The sequence below is a fragment of the Comamonas odontotermitis genome, from assembly GCF_040396735.1.
GTDB lineage: Bacteria > Pseudomonadota > Gammaproteobacteria > Burkholderiales > Burkholderiaceae_C > Comamonas > Comamonas odontotermitis_C.
This window is the reverse complement of the sequence record NZ_JBEBNZ010000001.1, coordinates 529,682-549,436: the sequence shown is the minus strand read 5'-3', so window position 1 is coordinate 549,436 and position 19,755 is coordinate 529,682. Positions and strand designations below refer to the sequence as shown.

The 19,755-nt window shown below is 57.7% G+C and carries 17 protein-coding genes; 3 read left to right on the top strand and 14 right to left on the bottom strand.

Annotation, left to right across the window (positions count from 1 at the left end):
* Positions 1-164: 164 nt before the first annotated feature.
* The 9 genes from ACH2DG_RS02355 to ACH2DG_RS02315 all read right to left on the bottom strand — a co-directional run bounded on the left by ACH2DG_RS02355 (position 165) and on the right by ACH2DG_RS02315 (position 10,081).
* Positions 165-1,364, bottom strand: a complete 1,200-nt coding sequence (locus tag ACH2DG_RS02355) for a deoxyguanosinetriphosphate triphosphohydrolase (protein ID WP_395024099.1) — start codon at positions 1,362-1,364, stop codon at positions 165-167.
* A gap of 93 nt (positions 1,365-1,457) precedes the next feature.
* Positions 1,458-2,555, bottom strand: coding sequence for a 3-dehydroquinate synthase (gene aroB / locus ACH2DG_RS02350; RefSeq protein WP_395024098.1), 1,098 nt, complete (start codon positions 2,553-2,555; stop codon positions 1,458-1,460).
* Positions 2,556-2,850: 295 nt separating this feature from the next.
* A complete protein-coding gene (locus ACH2DG_RS02345) occupies positions 2,851-3,402 on the bottom strand; it encodes a shikimate kinase (protein WP_395024097.1) in 552 nt (183 codons plus the stop codon).
* A 99-nt stretch (positions 3,403-3,501) separates the two neighbouring features.
* Complete coding sequence (locus tag ACH2DG_RS02340; protein ID WP_395024096.1) at positions 3,502-5,025, bottom strand: putative Ig domain-containing protein; 1,524 nt, start codon at positions 5,023-5,025, stop codon at positions 3,502-3,504.
* 16 nt (positions 5,026-5,041) lie between these two features.
* Complete coding sequence (gene pilQ, locus ACH2DG_RS02335; protein WP_395024134.1) at positions 5,042-7,132, bottom strand: type IV pilus secretin PilQ; 2,091 nt, start codon at positions 7,130-7,132, stop codon at positions 5,042-5,044.
* A gap of 32 nt (positions 7,133-7,164) precedes the next feature.
* Entirely contained in the window at positions 7,165-7,710 is a 546-nt protein-coding gene (locus ACH2DG_RS02330; protein WP_395024095.1) for a pilus assembly protein PilP, read from the bottom strand.
* Between the two features lie 9 nt (positions 7,711-7,719).
* Positions 7,720-8,394 carry a type 4a pilus biogenesis protein PilO gene (locus ACH2DG_RS02325; protein WP_395024094.1) on the bottom strand — a complete coding sequence of 225 codons (675 nt, stop codon included), beginning with the start codon at positions 8,392-8,394 and terminating at the stop codon, positions 7,720-7,722.
* 8 nt (positions 8,395-8,402) lie between these two features.
* Positions 8,403-9,005: a PilN domain-containing protein gene (locus ACH2DG_RS02320; RefSeq protein ID WP_395024093.1), complete on the bottom strand. Its 603-nt coding sequence runs from the start codon at positions 9,003-9,005 to the stop codon at positions 8,403-8,405.
* The gene (locus ACH2DG_RS02315) at positions 9,002-10,081 is read right to left on the bottom strand and encodes a pilus assembly protein PilM (protein WP_395024133.1); all 1,080 of its coding nucleotides are present in this window, start codon (positions 10,079-10,081) and stop codon (positions 9,002-9,004) included. Before ACH2DG_RS02315 ends, ACH2DG_RS02320 begins: the two co-directional genes overlap by 4 nt.
* A 326-nt stretch (positions 10,082-10,407) precedes the next feature.
* On the opposite strand from ACH2DG_RS02315, the gene ACH2DG_RS02310 reads away from it, so the two are divergent.
* Positions 10,408-12,723, top strand: coding sequence for a penicillin-binding protein 1A (locus ACH2DG_RS02310; protein ID WP_395024132.1), 2,316 nt, complete (start codon positions 10,408-10,410; stop codon positions 12,721-12,723).
* 86 nt (positions 12,724-12,809) lie between these two features.
* Here the strand turns inward: ACH2DG_RS02310 and cyaY are convergent, their stop codons facing one another.
* Positions 12,810-13,139, bottom strand: coding sequence for an iron donor protein CyaY (cyaY, locus tag ACH2DG_RS02305; RefSeq protein ID WP_395024092.1), 330 nt, complete (start codon positions 13,137-13,139; stop codon positions 12,810-12,812).
* A gap of 12 nt (positions 13,140-13,151) precedes the next feature.
* Between cyaY and ACH2DG_RS02300 the strand changes: the two genes are divergently transcribed.
* Both ACH2DG_RS02300 and ACH2DG_RS02295 read left to right on the top strand, forming a co-directional pair.
* On the top strand, positions 13,152-13,364 hold the full coding sequence (locus tag ACH2DG_RS02300) for a lipoprotein (protein WP_224150249.1): 213 nt from the start codon (positions 13,152-13,154) through the stop codon (positions 13,362-13,364).
* A gap of 155 nt (positions 13,365-13,519) precedes the next feature.
* Positions 13,520-14,332, top strand: coding sequence for an MBL fold metallo-hydrolase (locus ACH2DG_RS02295; protein WP_395024091.1), 813 nt, complete (start codon positions 13,520-13,522; stop codon positions 14,330-14,332).
* 4 nt (positions 14,333-14,336) lie between these two features.
* Here ACH2DG_RS02295 and ACH2DG_RS02290 read toward each other — a convergent pair whose 3' ends face one another.
* The 4 genes from ACH2DG_RS02290 to ACH2DG_RS02275 form a co-directional block, all read right to left on the bottom strand.
* Positions 14,337-14,960, bottom strand: coding sequence for a sulfite oxidase heme-binding subunit YedZ (locus tag ACH2DG_RS02290; protein ID WP_395024090.1), 624 nt, complete (start codon positions 14,958-14,960; stop codon positions 14,337-14,339).
* A gap of 57 nt (positions 14,961-15,017) precedes the next feature.
* Positions 15,018-15,998 carry a protein-methionine-sulfoxide reductase catalytic subunit MsrP gene (gene msrP, locus ACH2DG_RS02285; protein ID WP_395024089.1) on the bottom strand — a complete coding sequence of 327 codons (981 nt, stop codon included), beginning with the start codon at positions 15,996-15,998 and terminating at the stop codon, positions 15,018-15,020.
* A gap of 117 nt (positions 15,999-16,115) precedes the next feature.
* Positions 16,116-17,489 (bottom strand): c-type cytochrome biogenesis protein CcsB, encoded by a 1,374-nt coding sequence (ccsB, locus tag ACH2DG_RS02280; RefSeq protein WP_395024088.1) that lies wholly within the window; start codon positions 17,487-17,489, stop codon positions 16,116-16,118.
* Positions 17,489-19,633, bottom strand: a complete 2,145-nt coding sequence (locus tag ACH2DG_RS02275) for a cytochrome c biogenesis protein ResB (protein WP_395024087.1) — start codon at positions 19,631-19,633, stop codon at positions 17,489-17,491. Before ACH2DG_RS02275 ends, ccsB begins: the two co-directional genes overlap by 1 nt.
* Positions 19,634-19,755: the final 122 nt, after the last annotated feature.

Below are 19,755 nucleotides of genomic sequence, written 5' to 3'. Positions count from 1 at the left end.
GCTGCAGGGCAAGGCGGAATTGGGCACATTGTAGCGATTACGCCTTTCTCGCCCATGGCAGTGGAGCAATCGCTCGCTTGCGCAGCGGCGCCCAAGAGGCTCCGAGCCTGCACGATGGACGGCTATCCGCCCGTTGCAAGCGCGTGCCTACCCCGTCAAAACCGCTATTCGGTCAACAGCTGCTTGCCGGTCAAGCGCTCATGCTCACGCAGGGCATAGCGGTCTGTCATGCCAGCGATGAAATCGGCCACCACGCGCGCGCAGTGGGCCTGCTCCAGGCCCTGGGCCCGCGCGGCATAGCGCGGCTTCATCTCCTGGGGCCGGGCCAGGTAGATATCAAACAGCTCGCGCACCACGATCTTGGCGCGGCTGGTGGTATCCACCACCTGGGGATGGCGGTAGAGGTTTTGAAACAGAAAGCGCTTGAGCGCTGCAGATTCCGCGCGCATGGCATCGCTGAAGCCAACGAGTGGCGGCAGCGCCCGCACCGCATCGGCGCTTGCGGGCTGCGCAGCCTGCAAAGCAGCGCCGGTGTTGCGGATTACGTCGTATACCTGTTCGCTGAGCATGCGGCGAATGGCCTCGTACAGCCAGCGGCGCTGCCAGCTGCTCTCCTGCAGTTGCGGATGTTCGCGCACCGCTTCGTCCGCATAGCGTGCAAACAGCGGAATCTCCATCAGTTGCTCAACGGTAATGAGGCCTGATCGCACGCCATCATCCACGTCATGGGCGTTGTAGGTGATCTCGTCGGCGAGGTTGGCCAGCTGCGCCTCCAGCGCGGGCTGCCCGCCCACCAGAAAGCGGTGGCCTACGCCACCGGGCTCCCGCGCCTCCAGCTTGCGGGCATTGGCGGCAGAGCAGTGCTTCAAGATGCCCTCGCGCGTTTCAAAACACAGATTGAGGCCGCTGTAGCCGGGGTAGCGCTCTTCCAGATCGTCCACCACGCGCAGGCTCTGCAGGTTGTGCTCAAAACCGCCAAAGCCAGCCATGCAGGCGTTGAGGGCATCCTGCCCGGCATGGCCAAACGGCGTGTGTCCCAGGTCGTGTGCCAGGCAAATGGCTTCGGTCAGGTCTTCGTTGATGCGCAGTGCGCGTGCAATGGAGCGGCCCAGCTGAGCCACCTCGATCGAATGGGTCAGCCTTGTCCGAAACAGGTCGCCTTCGTGGTTCAGGAACACCTGGGTCTTGTAGACCAGGCGGCGAAAAGCAGAGGAATGCACGATGCGGTCGCGGTCGCGCTGAAACTCGCTGCGCGTGGGCGCGGCATCCTGCGCATGGATGCGGCCCTTGCTGAGGTGCGAATAACAGGCATACGGCGCAAGCCCGGCCTCGGTCCATACAGTAGATGAATCTACGGCCTGCATGCTGCCCTTTCCATCAATCTCGGGATGCCATCAATTGCGAGAGAAAGCCGCATACCGCATCACCGCTGGCAGCTGTCTTGCAGAAAGACACCGTCATGCCGCGCAGCAGGTATCGATGACTTCACGCACCAGCGCATCAGGCGCCTCGCGCACCACGGCTTTGCCGGGGCCATCAATCAACACAAAGCGGATGGCGCCCGCCTGCGATTTTTTGTCCAGACGCATCAGTTGCAGGTAGCGGCCTGCGTTGTCCTGCGCATCGAGAATGGCGCCCTGCACAGGCAAACCAGCCCTCTCGATCAAGGCCCGCAGGCGCTGGACAAAAGCGGAATCCACCAGGCCAAGGCGCTGCGACAGCTCTGCGGCCATCACCATGCCGGCGCCCACGCCTTCGCCATGCAGCCACACGCCATAGCCCATGCCAGCTTCGATGGCATGGCCAAAAGTATGGCCAAAGTTCAGAATGGCGCGCAGATCGGCTTCCTTTTCGTCCTTGGAGACGACATCGGCCTTGATCTCGCAACTGCGGCGCACGGCATGAGCCAGGGCTTGCTTGTCGCGCGCCATCAACGCATCCATGTTCGCTTCCAGCCAATCCATGAAGGCCATGTCGGCAATCGGCCCGTACTTGATCACTTCTGCCAGCCCAGCGCTCAGCTCACGCGCAGGCAAGGTATCGAGCGAATCGAGATCGCACACCACCATTTGGGGCTGGTAGAACGCGCCAACCATGTTCTTGCCCTGTGGATGGTTGATGCCGGTCTTGCCCCCCACCGACGAATCCACCTGGGACAGCAACGTGGTTGGAACCTGCACAAAAGGCACACCACGCATGAAGCTGGCGGCGGCAAAGCCCGTCATGTCTCCCACCACGCCCCCGCCAAGTGCAAACAGCACCGTCTTGCGATCGGCGCCGCTTTGCAGCAAGGCATCGAATATGGTTTGCAGGGTGTGCCAGTTCTTGTGCGCTTCACCATCGGGCAGTTGCAGCACCTGCACCTGTGGATAGCGGCCCGAGAGCGCGCGCTGCAGCCGCTCGGCATACAGCGGTGCCACGGTTTCATTGCTGACAATCAACGCCAGAGCCGCCTTGGGACAGGCCGCAAAGGTGTCTACCAACGACATGGCTCCACCAGCAATCACGATGGGATAGGAACGATCACCCAGATCGATATGGACAGTTTCGGTCACGGTTGCGGGAACTAATGGTGAATGTCGGAGAAATATCCAGGCCCTACCTGTTTAGCGGTTTGAACTGGTTTGAAATTGGGTTGCCGTGCTTGGCGTTCAGTTGTACTTCTCCATACAGGGATCATGTCAGCTCTCAGGGTGGACCACGCCACCCAGCCAATCGCTGCTTCACCATGACACATGGGTCCGACAACTCGATCAATACAAACGCGCGACAAAACAAAGCAACAACGCGCCAAGGAGATATCAGCCATTCTGAACCAAGTGCACCAAGTCATGGCCTCACCCTACTGCATTATGACTGCGAGCCCGGAATAGCCACAGGTACCACCCCCGCCAACTCAGCCTGCATCGTCACTTTACGCACCACCTGCGCGGTCGAGCAGCGCACGGTGTCAATGACGAAATGCGCTGTCTCCTCATACAAAGGCGCGCGCACCGCCAACAAATCTCGCAAGCGCTTGAGCGGATCTTCACCCTGCAGCAACGGCCTGCTGGTGTCATTTCGCAAGCGGCGGGCAATGTCTTCAGGGCTGGATTGCAAATAGAAAACGGTGGTGTTCTCGTGCAACACCTCCCGATTCTCAGCCCGCAGCACCGCCCCGCCCCCCGTTGACAACACACAGGCTGTCGGTCCACGCGCAAGCTCGGCAAGAACTTCCGCTTCCGCATCCCTGAAAGCCTGCTCGCCATGCGCTGCGAAAAAATCCTTGATGGAGCAGCCCAGGCGGCGCTCCAACACAAGATCTGAATCCACAAACTCTACGCCCCAATGACGGGCAAGTTGTCGGCCAATCGTCGACTTCCCGCTACCCGGCAATCCAATAAAACACACGGAAAGCACCATCATCCAGCCTCGCAACACCAATAACACATCATAAACGAGCCCAAACAGGCATAAAAAAACCTCCGGGTGTACCGGAGGTTTTGAGGCTATGCGCGTAGGTTAGGGCTTCTCAACTTTGCAGGACTCGGCCGAATCAGTGATGGTCACCCTCACTTCGCGGCTCACCGAACTGGTCGCATTCTTCGCAGTTACCTGGAAGTTGTATTCGCCGACTTCAGTGCAGGTCAGCAGCTTGCCCGACGAAATGACGCCAGTGGGACTCACAGTCAACCAGCTTGGTCCACCAGTAATAGACCACGTCACATTGTCGCCAGTTGCAGAGAAGGCATACAGATAGGACGATCCAACCTCTTGAGTAGGCAGAGGGCATCTTGCCATAGAAGAGCTGCAGCCATTGATGCTGAAGGCCACAGGAGCGTCAGGCACCGTTACCTTGATGACCAAAGTACCGGTTGCTGTAACACCATTCGCATCCTTTACTGTCACGACAGCGTTGTAATCTGCGGCCTTGCTCACCTTGGGCGTGCCAGAAACCAGACCCGAAGCGCTCAACGTCAATCCTGGAGGCAAGGTAGAGGTAGCAGACCACGTATATGGTGGAACCCCGCCCTTGGCAACCACGGCTTGCGCAAAAGCCTCACCGCTTACAGCGTTCATGGTCAATTGCGTTGCGTCAACTGCCAAGGCAGTGGTTGCAATACCGTCAACCACATCCAGCACTGCATACTGAGTGATGGCATCCTGAATGCCATTTGACACATCATTGTCCGAACGATCCACCGTCAACTGCAGAAGCAAGGCACCGGTAGCAGGACCACTTGCCACCGAGAACTGACCAATGCCATTGACTGTACTGACTTGCATGGAGCCGCCACTGTTTTGACCATTAGCCATCAAACGCGCGCCAGAAGACGTGCCGTTTGGAATGATGGCCACTTGCAAATTGGGCTTACCAGTGTTGGAGATGGGCTGATTTGCATCATTGCGAACCGTTGCCTCTACTGCCACTTGATTTGGAACATTATTAATATTATTACGCGACCCCAAATAATTGGTTTGCGCAGAGAAGGTAACACCAGCCGGGGTTGCGGTGCTTCCACCACCAACCTTCACTGTTACCGAGCTTGCGTACACCTTATTGTCCCGAGGGTCTGTCACAGAGCAGACAACCACCACATCGCCTGCAATATCCTTGGATATCACATGAAAGGATGCACCACCGGAGTTGGAGCCAAGCGTAATAGAGCGGTATGAACCGGGCACCTTCTTTTTACCGCCCTTACCGTCATCCACCTCAACCATGTGCTCATCTTTGCCGTCGAGATAGTACAGCGATCCCGAGTCCAGCCCGGAAGTGACGTTACATCCAAATGCGCCCTCTTCCTTATTAGGAATAGGGCTACCTCCCTCGTATCCCTGAACGTAAATCGTAGACATGTAGGGGTAATAGTCCCCACCAAAGCCAGGAAGAGTCGAATTCAGATTAACAGGAACTGAAGTCTTTGAGGCATTTACTTTAATCGAATATTGCAGTTGCGTGTCACCACCACTACCACCACCGCCACCGCATGCAGCCATTACCAAAGGCGCAAGAAAAATCAATGGCTTAAAGAACTTTTTCATACATCTCCCCAATTAATCAACGCATTTCACCACGATCCGAAATCATTTTCGGCGTAATAAATACCAACATTTCTCGCTTTTCAGATTCTCGAGTCCTATTTTTAAACAGATTCCCCAAAACAGGAACATCTCCAAGTAGCGGTATCTTATTCACTGACTCACTTTCTTGTAACTCAAAAATCCCTCCGATAACAACGGTACCCCCATTCTCAACCAACACCTGCGTCTTAACATGCTTCGTATCAATCGCAGGTCCGGATACCGTGTCAACACCTTTGGAATCCTTCGACACATCAAGATCTAGAATTATATTCCCTTCAGGCGTTATCTGAGGTACCACTTCCAATTTCAAAACAGCCTTTTTGAATTCCACTGTAGTCGCACCATTTTGAGCAGAGCTTTGGTATGGAATTTCGGTACCTTGTTCAATCAATGCCTTCGTTTGATCTGCAGTAATTAAGCGCGGACTTGAAACCACCTTTCCCTTCCCATCCGCCTCCATTGCCGAAAGCTCGAGCGACAAGAACCTATTGGCAGCCGAGTTAAAAATTGAAAGAGCAAAATTCCCGTATGAACCGGAAACACCAGTTAGCGCAGCAGGCAAATTCACAAAATTCCCATTTGTATTGGGAGAATTTCCGGTCATCCCCGAGGTTGAAGAGGCATTTTCATAACTCGTCCCAAAACCAATTCTATTACCACCACCAATACCATACCCACCGTCCCCCCCCTTAGATGCTCGCATATCTGCGCCACCCAGCCGAACCCCTAAAGATCGTCCAAATGTATCTCGAGCCTCTACTATTCTAGCTTCAATTAGCACTTGACGGACAGGAATATCCAAAGTCACCAAAAGCCTTCTAAATTCGTCAAGTTTTGATTTTATATCCGTGATAAAAAGTTGGTTTGTTCTAGGCTCTGCAATAGCAGAACCTCTAGCAGTAAGAAAACGCGCACTTTGATTATTACCACCCACACCTCCATTATTTGACGAAGTTGTTAACTGCTTTAATAAGTCGGTAGCTTTTGCATAATTCAGTTGAAATGACTCTGTTTGAAGCGGTGCTTTTTCTTCAATTTTATTGATTGCATCAAAATCCTTTTGAATGCGCTCATCAATCTCATCCTTGGGAGCGATCCAAAGTACGGTTCCTGACTTGCGCATTCCCAGGCCCTTGGCATCAAGAATAATCTGGAGTGCCTGGTCCCAAGGCACATCCTTCAAACGCAATGTCAAAGATCCATTGACAGTGTCTGACGTGACGATATTGAAGTTGGTGAAGTCAGCAATGACCTGCAGCAAAGAGCGGACTTCAATATTCTGGAAGCTCAGCGACAGTTTTTCTCCGGTGAATGTTCCACCAGAGCCCAGCTTGTTGGGGTCAGACTTGCGCTGACGAACTTCAACGACAAACTGGTTGTCGCTTTGGTAGGCACTATGCTCCCACTCGCCCGTGTTCTTCAAATCCACATAGGTGGCATTACCGGCCTGACGAGAGGAAATCATCCGCACAGGTGTGCCGAAATCGGACACGTCCAGCTTGCGCCGCAATCCCTCAGGCAGCGTCGTGTGCTGTAACTCCAGGGTCAATCCATCTGCCATCTTGGCAATGTTCACGCCTACCCGGTTGTTGGGCAGAGCGATGACCAGGCGTCCGGCACCATCGGTTCCACGACGGAAATCAACGTCAGACAGAGGCTGCGAGAACGCGTTGCCGTCTACGGAAAATTGCTGATCCTGCTGAGTGGCAGTCACTTTCTTGGCGGCTGGCTCAATGGCAACCAGCAGATCTTTCCCACTGACTTCTGTCTTGTAAGTGGTGCTTTCTTTCAGATTCAGTACCAGTCGCGCCTTGGTATCGGTTTCCACCACGTTCAATGAACGCAGATTCCCCTGGTTGAGCTCGATGCGGTTGCTGGGCAACGCGCTCTTGAAGCCGGGCAGATCCAGGACGACACGTGCAGGAGACTGGATGCTGAACGTCTCGGGCAGTGCGAGAGGCGCGCCGTCGGTCTCGATCTTGACCAGTTCCACACCATCACGCACCACGGTGGAGACGCTGTTGATCTTGCCTTGCGCCAGCACCGAGGCAGGCAACAGCAGCATCGCTGCCAGCGGCAGCAAAAGAGTGAATTTTTTCATTTTTTGGCCTCCTGCAGTTCGAGGACTGCATCTCTCTCTACCCATTCACCAACGCCGTCCTGGACGATTTCACGTATGGTGATGGAGCTCTCATTGACGTTTTTGATCTTGCCGTAGTTCTGCCCCATGTACATGCCTTTGTTGACCTGGTAGATCAGGCCATCCACCTTGACCAGGCCTACATCTGCACTGCCTTTTTTGAGAAAGCCCACCATGGAGATGCCATCCAGCGGAAATGACTCCAATTGCTCCTTGCGACGGGCTCGCTCTGGTGCAACCAGTGCATCGGAGATCGTGGGTGGCGCACTGCCGCTACCGCGCAGGACGGCAGCCAGTCGTTCCTTGCTGAAAGGATCCAAGGTGGTAGCTGCCACATACGCCTGTGGCACAAACTCCTTGGGAGGGGAGATGGGCTTTACGGATGGTCTGGTTGCCGCTTGTTCCTGCTGCATCCATGTATGGAGATTGTCGCTTTCATCATCACACGCAACGAGTAGAAACGCCGTGGCAACACCCAAGAGAAGCTGAGTAAAACGATTCATTCCGCCCCCTTATTTCTTGGCCTTGGCCTTGGTCTTGGCATCCTGCTGCTCCTTGAGCTCTTGCGGATCCAGATAGCGGAAGGTGCGGGCAGTGGCATCAAGCATCAGCATGTTAGAGTCCTTGCTTGCAGGTGCCAGTCCAATATTGTTCAGCGTTACGATGCGCGAGAGGTTTGCAATATCGGCAGCAAAAAAACCGATATCGTGGTATTTGCCGTTTACCTTGATTGAAATTGGCAACTCTGCATAGTAATCCTTCACCACCGTTTGCCCGGGTTTGAACAGATCAAACTGCAGACTGCGGCCAATACCCGCCTGATTGATGTCGGACAGAAGAGCGGCCATTTCAGCCTTGCTGGGCAACTGCTTTTCAAGCTGCGTCACATATTGCAATACCTGCTCGCGCTGCTTGCGCAATGCATCCAGATTGACGGCCTTGCGCAAACGCGATTTGTAATCGTCCTTGAGCTGCAATTCCTTGCCTTGGGAGGCGGTCAGCTCCTCGTCGAAGTTGCTCAGATACAGATACCACCCCAGGCCCACGACCAGAGCAGCGATCACGATCAAAAGCATCCAGCGCGGGGCCGCAGGCCATAGCGAAGGATCCTTGGGGTCCAGATTCTGGAACTGCCGCTGCAGATTTTTGAATCCCTCTCCCAACTGCATATTCTTTTTGGTTGCCATGGCAGTCCCTATTTCTTTTGATCAGGCGAGGCGTTCGCCTGTTCCATTTCACTGGAGCGGACCAGCCGGAAGCGAAGGTTAAAGCCAGATACCCGTTTCTTCTCTTTGGCATTGACCTGTGTCGTGGTGCCCACGACCTCCACCAACTCGGGCTTGGAGAGCCAGGGGGTTTTGGTGGCGAGGCTATTGAGCAATTCCGACACCCGCTCATTGGACTGCGCAATCCCTTGAATCTGTACGGTTTGCTCCTGTTGCTTCAGGCTTTCGACATAGACACCATCCGGCAATTGCAACACCAGTTCATTGAGCAAATGCACAGGGAGATTGCGATCCGACTGCAGGTCTTCCACCGCCTTCTGCCGTGCCTTCAGCGCTGCGATTTCAGCGTCAATCTTGGCCACATCGGCGATCTTTTCATCCAACGCCTTGATCTCGGAAGTCAGGAGCGCATTGCGCTGCTCCTGCTGGTCCAGCCGGTATTGGTAGAGCAGGTAAATGGCGCCACAGATGGCCGCGCCAAACAGCGCAGCAGCCAGCATGGAGACCTGAAAGCTCTCTTTGCGCTTTTTTCGTGCAAGCTCCCGGTGGGGAAGCAGATTGATCAAAATCACGCTGCATACCTCCGCAGAGCCAGACCGCAGGCCGTCAGATAGGTGGAGAAATCCTTGGTTTTGCTGCGCGAGCGAACCGCCGCGTCCATCACCATTTCTTCAAACGGGTTGGCCACGGACGTCGCAAAGCCTGTCGCGTCAATCACTGCATCGGTCAGGCCGCTGAGAACCGCTGAGCCGCCCGCCAGCAGAATGTGGTCGATTCTGTTGTGCGGCGTGCTGGTGAAGAAGAACTGCAGCGCGCGGTTGATTTCCTGCCCCACGCTTTCCACGAACGGACGCAGCACCACAGTCTTGTAATCGGCAGGCAGATCGTTGTTGCGTTTTTTTTGCTCGGCCTCCTCTTGCGAGAAGCCATACTGCCGCATGATCATCTGCGTGAGTTGGCCGCCGTTGAACGACTGATCGCGCTCGTAGATCACATTGCTGTTGTGGATGATCTGCAGAAAGGAGGCATTGCCGCCAATTTCAAAGATGGCGATGAAGGCATCCTTGCCCTTGCTGGGCATATTGCTGATCAGACGGCGTGCTGCCAGCGCCGTGGCGTTCGATTCAATCTCCAGCACAGCGGGCTTGAGCCCTGCCGCTTCTGCCAGGCCCTGGCGATCCTGTACCGTTTCCTTGCGGGCAGCAGCAATCAGCACATCCACGTCTCCCACGGAGTTGGCGGATGGCCCGATCACACAGAAGTCCAGATTCACCTCATCCAGGGAAAAAGGTATGTATTGGTTAGCTTCTGATTCAACTTGAAACTCCATTTCCAGCTCGGACAGGCCGGCGGGGAGCACGATTTTCTTCTGGATGACTGCAGAAAGGGGCAGCGCCAACGCAGCCTGTTTGGTGCGCGTACCGCTTTTTTTGACGAGCCGACGCAACGAATCGGCGACCTCATCAAAACGCTCAATGCCTGACTCGGTGACCCAGCCAGGCTCCAGTAGCTCTTGTGCACAGCGTTCAACCACATATTGACCGCCGCCACTCCTCCCTAGTTCAACCAACTTGATGCTCGACGCGCTCACGTCAATGCCTAACAGGCTTGGCGGCTGGCGTCGGAACATAGATCCCATTGAGACCAAGATGGACTCCTCCCTTATTTTTGCTCTATGTTGAGCTACAAAACTTAACACCCTCTATGGATGCTATCAGCAAGATAGTCGCGCAGCAAAGAACGGCGTGATCTGCATTTCAATTCGTTGTCAAAACAATACGATACAAGGTATACATTGAAATTTAGATGACATTTGGCCCAGCCTAAATCACACCTGCCTGTGCAAGCGCGGCTGCGCCCCGCGTGATAGCATTTCCCGCTTATGCATGCCTATCTTGACTGTCTGACCCAATGAATCCAGACGCCCCCCTCTCGCGCCGAACCCCTGAAAAGCCCCAACCCAAGCCAAGCAGCATGGGCAGCAAGGTGCTCAAGTTCTTTGGCGGCCTGATTGCATTGTTCATTGCTCTGGCAATCGCTGCGGTCGCTGTCGTTGCTGTCGGCCTGGCCATGGCCTATCCCAATCTGCCCGATGTTTCGGAACTGGCCGACTACCGCCCCAAACTCCCCATGCGAGTCTACTCGTCAGAAGGAGCACTGCTGGGTGAATTCGGTGAAGAGCGCCGAAATTTGACACCCATCAAGGAAATTCCGAAGATCATGGTGGATGCCGTTCTCGCCATCGAAGACACGCGCTTCTTTGAGCACAATGGTGTCGACTACAAGGGTATGGCCCGGGCCCTGCTGGCCAATCTGGGGCGGGAAAAGGCCCAGGGCGCATCCACCATCACCATGCAGGTGGCGCGCAATGTGTATCTGTCTTCAGAAAAGACCTATACCCGCAAGATCTATGAAATCCTGCTGACCCTGAAGCTGGAGCACACGCTCACGAAGAACCAGATCCTGGAAATCTACATGAACCAGATCTACCTGGGCAACCGCGCCTATGGTTTCTCGGCAGCATCAGAGACGTACTTCGGCAAGCCTCTCAAAGACGTGACGGTGGCCGAAGCAGCCATGCTGGCCGGCCTTCCCAAGGCGCCATCGGCCTACAACCCGATCAGCAACCCCAGGCGTGCCAAGGTGCGCCAGCTCTACATCATCGACCGGATGGAAGAAAACGGCTTCATCACCAAGGCGCAGGCCGACGAAGCCCGTGCCGAGAAGCTGCGCATCCGCTCCAGCTACGCCGACAACAAGGTCCACGCCGAATATGTGGCCGAAATGGCACGCCAGCTGATCTTTGCGCAATACGGCAGCGAAGCCTATACCCGTGGCCTGAATGTCTACACCACCTTGATCGCCAGCGACCAGGAAGTGGCCTACGATGCGCTGCGCAAGGGCATCATGGATTACGAAAAGCGCCAGCACTACCGGGGACCCGAGAAGTTCATCAACCTGCCCAAGACCCAACAGGAGCGCGACGACGCCATCGACGAAGCCCTGGCCCAGCACCCCGACAACGGCAACATTCTGGCTGCCGTGGTGCTGGAAGCAACGCCGCGCAAGGTGGTGGTGACCCGTGCCGACGGCGACCCGATCGAGATCACCGGCGAAGGCCTCAAGCCCGTGCAATCGGGGCTGAGCGACAAGGCGCCGCCCAACACCAAGCTGCGCCCTGGTGCCGTGGTGCGCATCATGGAAACCAGCAAAAAAACCTGGGAGCTGACCCAGTTGCCCGAGGTGGAAGGCGCCTTTGTTTCGCTGGATCCAAACTCCGGTGCCATCAAAGCCCTGGTGGGAGGCTTTGACTTTGACAAGAACAAGTTCAACCATGTCACCCAGGCCTGGCGCCAGCCCGGCTCCAGCTTCAAACCGTTCATCTATTCCGCTGCGCTGGAAAAAGGGTTTTCTCCGACCACGGTGATCAACGACGCGCCGCTGACCTTCCCCGGCTCGGGCGGACAGCAGCCCTGGGAGCCCAAGAACTCCGACGGCCGTTTCGATGGCCCGATGACCATGCGCCAGGCCCTGGCCCGCTCCAAGAACCTGGTGACCATCCGCGTGATGCAATCCGTGGGTGCCAAGAAGGCGCAGGAATGGGTCACCAGGTTTGGCTTTGATGCCGACAAACACCCGCCCTATCTGCCTATGGCTCTGGGCGCAGGTGCCGTCACCCCCATGCAGATGGCGGCAGGTTACTCGGTATTTGCCAATGGCGGGCACCGCGTCAATCCGTACCTGATTGCCAAAATCACCGACCACCGCGGCAACGTGCTGTCGGAGTTCACGCCTCCGGCGGTAGAGGACCTGCCCCGCGCCATCGATGCACGCAACGCCTTTGTCATGGATTCGCTGCTGCAGGACGTGGCACGCTACGGCACTGCCGCCAAGGCCCAGGCCCAGCTCAAGCGCCCGGACATCTACGGCAAGACCGGCACCACCAATGACTCGGTCGACGCCTGGTTTGCAGGCTTCCAGCCCACCACGGCAGCGGTCGTGTGGATGGGCTATGACAACCCGCGCAGCCTGGGCGCGCGTGAATTCGGCGGTGGCCTGAGCCTGCCCATCTGGATCAACTACATGCAGCATGCACTCAAGGGCGTGCCCGTGACGCAGATGCAGGCCCCCAGCGGCCTGGTCAACCAGGGTGGCGACTGGTACTACGAGGAATATGCACGCGGCGGCCCGAACCTGGGCCTGGACACACCGATTCCGGGAGCGACTTCGCCCGTGCCGGCGCCCAATGCGGAAGAGCGCAACAAGATCCTCGATCTGTTCCGAGACTAGAGATTCTCTTGCCGACAAAAACAAGCCCCGCATTGCGGGGCTTGTTTCATGATGCTATCGATTTCGCAGCTACTGGTGCTACTCCATCAAGCGCCAAACACCAGTTTCATGGCAGATTGCGCTGTCGCATCGCGCGTCAGATCGGCATAGAAGTCATTGCCGGTCTTCGTATCCCGCCACAGCTTGCCGTCCCATTTGTAGTGATAACCGCCCGACTTGGCCGCCATCCACACCTCATGCAAGGGCGGTTGCAGGTTGATGATGATCTGGCTGCGGTTGGGAAAGGTCAGCGTCACCATACCCCCCACACGCTGGGCGTCAATGTCAGCATCGGTGTCGTCATTGATGCGGTCACACGTCTGCTCCACGGAGAGCAACAGCTTTTCGGCAGCATCCAGGTATTCGAGTTCGTTCATTACAATGTCTCTATGCGGAGTATTTCTCAAATTGTATGCAAGGCCATTGTCCTTGCCGGCGGTGCGGCAGTCCTGGCGGCCTGCGGCCAAAAGGGCCCACTGTACCTGCCCCAGGAGCCTGCGGCTGCCAACCGCGCCACACTGCCCCAAACCCTTGATCCGCGCGGGGAAACTCCCGAGCCCGATCTCAAGCCTCTGCAGCCCAACATCAGCAATCAAAAATAATAGCGTGCTGCGCATGAAAACCGGGCGCCATCACCGCGCGCGGCTTCCTACCAGCAAGCCATTCCACCGCTTGGCCGCTACTTGATTTACATCAAGTCTCCCTCGCCCTGCATTCGCTACAGTGCAACGCGTTGTAACGAATGCATGGAAAAGAGATGGCGCTGGCACCTGTGGAACTGTACCGGGACGAGCACCACGCTTGTCTGATGTTCACCGATCTGGTGGAGGAAGATGCGCAGGCCGTACAAGCCAACCAATTCCTGATCGTAGACCATGGCACCGGAGCCATCATCGATCCGGGTGGCAATCTGGCCTTCAACGAGCTATACATGGGCATGGTGCGCTATTTTTCGCCGCACAAGCTCTCGTACCTGATTGCCTCGCACGCCGATCCGGACATCATCGCGTCGCTGGACCGCTGGCTCACCTCTACCAAGGCCTCGCTGGTTATCTCCCGCGTGTGGGAGCGCTTCGTTCCCCACTTCACCAAGGTGGGCAAGACGGAAAATCGCGTCATTCCAGTGCAAGATGCCGGCGGCATTCTGCCCTTGGGCCAGAGCCAGTTGTACATTCTGCCCGCACACTTTCTGCATGCCGAGGGCAATTTCCACTTCTACGACCCGATCAGCCGCATTCTGTTCACTGGCGACCTGGGTGTCTCGCTGACTGACGGCTACATTGCCCGCACGCCGGTGACGGATCTCGCACCGCACATCGCCCGCATGGAAGGCTTTCACCGCCGCTACATGGTCTCCAACAAGGTGCTGCGCCTGTGGGTGGCCATGGCGCGCCAGCTGGATATCTCGCTCATCGTGCCGCAACATGGCGCCCCCATCATGGGGCGGGCGATTGCACAGTTTTTTGACTGGCTGGATCACCTCATGTGCGGTATCGACCTGATGAACAACCAAAGCTATACCCTGCCCCACGCATCGATCTCGCCACAACCGGTGTCTGCGGCACGTTGAGCCGTCAGCGCACTGCGGCCCGCAAGCGCCTGCGCTGCACCGCCCACACCACGCGCGCCATCAGCAGTGCAGCCAGTATGCTGCCGTACACCCACACCTCGCCAAAGTGATTCTTGCCCGCGCGCATCCACCAAAAATGCAGCACGGCCAGGGTGGCGACGGCGTAGACCACGCGGTGCAGCTTTTGCCAGCGCCGACCGCCCAGGCGCCGCACCAGGGCGGGGAGGGAGGTGACCGCCAGCACCAGCAAAACCAGCCACGCTAGGGTGCCCACCAGAATGAAGGGCCGCTTGGGCAGGTCGGCTACGATGCCTGCCCAGTCCAGCCCCATGTCGAACACCACATAGGCCAGCCAGTGCAGCGTGGCATAAAAGAAGGTGTAGAGACCCAGCATGCGGCGGTATGCCGCCAGTTGCGGCCAGTGCAGCCACTGGCGCAGCGGCGTTACAGCCAATGCCACGCACAGAAAGCGCAAGGCCCAGTCTCCCAGAGATCGCAGCAGCGCCTCGGCAGGGTTGGCCCCCAGACCGTCCGTGGCAGCCAGATAGAACAGCCAAGCTGCAGGCAGCCAGCACAGCAGGTGCAGGGCCGCGCGGATGGCGGCCTTTGCGGCGGAAGATGACGTCATTTGCGATGAATGAAGGAGTTGCAGCGCTTGCTGGATAAGCCCTGACGGCCAGTTTTCTCAGAAATTCTTCTTCAGGTCCATGCCCGCGTACAACTGCCCCACCTGCGCTTCGTAGCCATTGAACAGCAAGGTCTTGTGCCGCTTGGCAAACAGGCCGCCCTCGCCAATACGGCGCTCGGTCTCCTGGCTCCAGCGCGGGTGCGGCACACCCGGGTTCACATTGGAATAAAAGCCGTATTCGTTGCGTGCCGCCTTGTTCCAGGCGGTGCCAGGCTCCTTTTCGGTCAGACGGATGGTGACGATGCTCTTGGCACTCTTGAATCCATATTTCCAGGGCACCACCAGGCGCAGCGGCGCGCCGTTTTGCTTGGGCAGCTCGTTGCCATACATGCCAAAGGCCAGCAGAGCTAGCGGGTGCATGGCCTCGTCCAGGCGCAGGCCTTCGGTGTAGGGCCAGTCCAGCACACGGCTTTTGAGGCCCGGCATCTGCTTGTCATCTGCCAGGGTAACGAACTCCACATACTTGGCGCTGCCTTGCGGCTCCACCTGCGCCAGCAGCTTGGACAGCGAATAGCCAATCCACGGAATCACCATGGACCAGCCCTCGACGCACCGCAGGCGGTAAATGCGCTCTTCCATGGGGCTGAGCTTGAGCAGCTCTTCAATGCCAAAAGTCCTGGGCTTGTTCACCAGACCTTCAACCTTCACCGTCCAGGGGCGTGTCTTGAGGCTTGGGGCATTGCGCGCCGGGTCTTCCTTCTCCAACCCGAACTCATAGTAATTGTTGTAGCTGCGCGCGTCGGTATAGGGTGTGAGGGGCTCCATGGTCATCGCCCCTGCAACGGCGGATTTGACCGATGTCATCGGCGCCAGCCCTTCCACCGCCTTGCCTTGCGCCCATACGGCACTGCCAGTTGCCGCCATCCCGCCCGCGGCGGCCAGGCGCAGCCACTGGCGGCGCTGCAGGTACAGTCTCTGCGAAGTGATTTCGCTGCTGTTCGGGTGGATAAAGCCGCTATCGTTGTCTCGTATCAGCATGGCGAATTCCTCAAAACGGTAGGCATTGGAGTTTGCCAAGAATACAAAAATTCCCCGCCCGATCCCCTGAAAACAAAAAAACTCCCCGCAGGGAGTCTTTTTGCCGAGGCCGGCCTTCTACAAAGTACCGTAGCTGTGCAGACCGGAGAGAAACATATTGACTCCGAGAAAGGCGAACGTCGTCACCACCAGCCCCACGAGTGCCCACCAAGCCGAAACGGTGCCGCGCAGCCCCTTGACCAGGCGCATGTGCAGCCAGGCCGCATAGTTCAGCCAGACGATCAGCGCCCAGGTTTCCTTGGGGTCCCAGCTCCAGTAGCCACCCCAGGCCTCGGCCGCCCACAGGGCGCCCAACACGGTGGCAATCGTGAAGAAGGCAAACCCGACGGCGATGGCCTTGTACATCAGGTCATCCATCACTTCCTGCCGGGGTGTGGCGCGGTTGATCCAGTTGCGTGCAGCAATCATCAGTGCAAAAAACACCAGAAGCGGCACGGCCATGCGCAAGGTCTTGTCGATGGCTGGGAAGAAATTGGGGTCCCCCGCCAGGCGGAATGCTCCAAGCGGCAGCACCAGTACCAGCATGGGCACCAGCACCAGGCCCAGCCACAGCGCGCGCTGGGTGGCCGATTTGAGCAGATACGCCAGCGCCACCATGGCAGCCAGCGCAAACGTGCCGTAGCCCACAAAGTTGGCCGGTACGTGCAGCTTCATCCACCAGCTCTTGAGAGCCGGCACCAGCGGCTGGATTTCATGCGCCTGGCGCACCACGGTGTACCACAGCAAAAAGCCCACGGCAGCGCTCACCACCAGCATCACAAATGCTCCCAGGGAGCGGGTGCGGTAGTGCTGCTCGAAATACAGGTAGAAAAGCGCCGTCATCCAGGCAAACAGCACGAACACCTCATACAGGTTGCTCACCGGGATGTGGCCAATGTCCGGCCCCATCAGATAGCTTTCGTACCAGCGCGCCATCGTGCCCACCAGGGCCATGGTCACCGCCAGCCAAGCCAGGCGCGTGCCGATCACCGACAGCGTCGAGCCTTCCCCCCTGGAGAACATGCCGATCCAGTAAAAGAGCGTGCTCATGAAGAAGAGCACGCTCATCCACAGAATGGCCGATTGGCTGGAGAGAAAGTATTTGAGGCCGAATACCGTCTCCGAGCGCGCAAGCTCGCCCGCGCCGTCCACCCGGTACAGGCCAATTGCCAGCAGCGACAGCGCCGCCACCACCACCATCAGCAGCTGCAGCGGTCGCCACAACCAACCCAGCCAGATGAAGAATGGCACGCTGGCCACCAGAATGCCCTTTTCGTAGACATCCATGTGATGGCCATACAGGAACAGGGCGTAGGCACCACCTGCAGCCAGGGCAAGGGCAAACAGCCAGTCCCACAGAGAGCGGCCGCTGAAGTAGCCTTCGCTCAGTTGCACGGTTTTGACCACATTGCCTGCAGGCGGCTGCTGCACGCCGGTTGTCGCGGTATTCATCACTGGCCTCCCACAGGCTTGACGCCCAACAATTTCTCACTCAGCCCTTCAAACTCACGGTCCACATCCATGGTCTTGCGGTTAGTGGACAGCGCCATGCGCGCGTCCGTGCTGCCATCGGCCCGCGGAGCCAGCCAGACCCAGACACGCCGGTCTCGCACATACAACATGGCAAACACCCCCAGAATCAGGAACAGGCAACCCAGGTACACCACCAGTTTGCCCGGCGCCCTGGCCACCTGAAAGACGCTCGCCTGCACCTGCTCGAAATTCGTCAGCTCAAACACCACAGGCTCGGGATACAGCTGCACATCGCTGAGCGACAGCACGGCCTGGGTCATGAACTTCTGCGTTTTCTCGTCCGCAGCCAGAGGCTGCAGGCCATCGGCAGCGCGTGCGGACTGCATCAACTCAAACAGCACGCCATTGAGGATGCGCACCAACACCTCGCTGGCCTTGGGGCGCTCGGCCTCGGGCACATTCTGCTCCATGAAATCCGAAATCGCCTGCAAACCCGCGACCCGCTCGCCCTTGTCGTTGGTGGCACCTGCAAAGATCGTCAATGCCTTGAGGGCAGAGGCATGCAGCTGCTCGCGCAACTCTGCCCGACCGGGTGCGACGGAAGCCTCCACATACCGGCCCACTGCAGCTTCACGCATCGCCGGGTCCTGCAAGGCCGTTTTCAAGCGCATGAAGCCGCGCCAGCTGCTCTGGTCATCCGCAGGCACGCGCAGATAGCGGAACTGGCCTGCCAGGGTATCGCGCACTCCCCACAGAAACACGGGCTGCCCATCGCCCGTATCCACGGGCAGCATGTAGTTGTTGAACTCGCGCGCCTGGCCAGATGCATCGCGCAGCTTATAGCTGACACTGGGGCCCACATTGCGCAGCTCTTTGGGTGTGAGCACCTTGTTGCCGGCTCCCAGGTGGTTGTCCAGGGTCGATTTCAGATCTACCTTGCGCACATCGGTAGCGCCTTCACCACCTTCGCCGTCCCCACCCATGTTTTCCACATTGATGGTGCGCAAGCCTGTGAACTCCAGCTTGAGCGGCGACTTGCCTTCGCCGGTGTTGATGGTGGTGGAGCCACCCACTTCGCCCTCAATGTCGAAGGTCTTGAAGCCAGCAGCCAGCGGCACAGCCCGCAATGAAAGGCGCGAGCCACCATCGTCAAAACTCGACTGGTAGATTTCGATACCTTTGAAGCTGGCCGGGTGGTTCACTTCAATGCGCTTTTCGACTTTTTCACCCGTTTCCTTGTCGTGGATCACGACATCGCTTGCAAACAGCTTGGGCATACCGGTGGAGTAGTATTCGACGATGAATTTCTTGAGCTCGACCGCGAATGGCAGCTCCTGCAACAGGATGCCATCCGACTGGCTGAGAATGGCGGTGTCGGACTGCGTTCCCTCGGCCACCATCAGATTGCCGCGAAATGTGGGGTTGCTGGTGGACAAGCGGTGCTGCGGCGCCACTTCCGCGACCAGGCCACCGCCGGTATAGACCGACTTGCCTCCCAGCAGCATCTGCGCCCGCACGATCAGATCGCCATCCAGCAAGCCGCCCAGGCAGATCAGCACGATGGCGCTGTGCGCGGCCAGGTACCCGATCTTGTTGGCTGCGCCCGCCTTGGCAGCCACCATCCAGCCTTCGTGGCCTGCACCCGTGCGCTCCTGCAGCCGCACCTTCCAGCCGCTGCCAGCCAGTTGCCCACCCACACGCTGGGCCGCCTGCGCCGGGGTTTCCGCCAAATGCGCCTGTGCCTTGTGGTGAAAGGCCTGCAAGCTTTGCACACGCACGTTTTCCTTGTAGTTGCGCAGATCAACCAGATACTTGGGCGCATGCTTGGCGATGCACAGGCTGGTGCTGGTCACCAGGAACGCCAGGATCAGCAGAAACCACCATGCGCTGTAGACCGCATTGAGCTTGAGTGCCATGAACAGCTGCGCCCAGAAAGGGCCGAACTGGTTGACGTAGTTGGCCGCAGGCTCGTGCTGGCGCAGCACTGTACCGATGACGGAGGCGATGCAGATCACCGTCAGCAGGGCAATCGCAAAGCGCATGGAAGAGAAAAGCTCGTACAGTGCACGTCCTTGAAGACGTGGCCTGGGCGCGTGCCCCTGCACAGAAGAGAGTTCAGACATGTATCAACAACGCAATCGGTACAAAAGCAAAGGGCGAACCGTCGTTGTCCGATCAGTCCGCCCCGGTTGGGTCAGCGCTTGCGAGCAAGGTTCCCTGTAGAGGGCCCATCTTAGACGGTAGA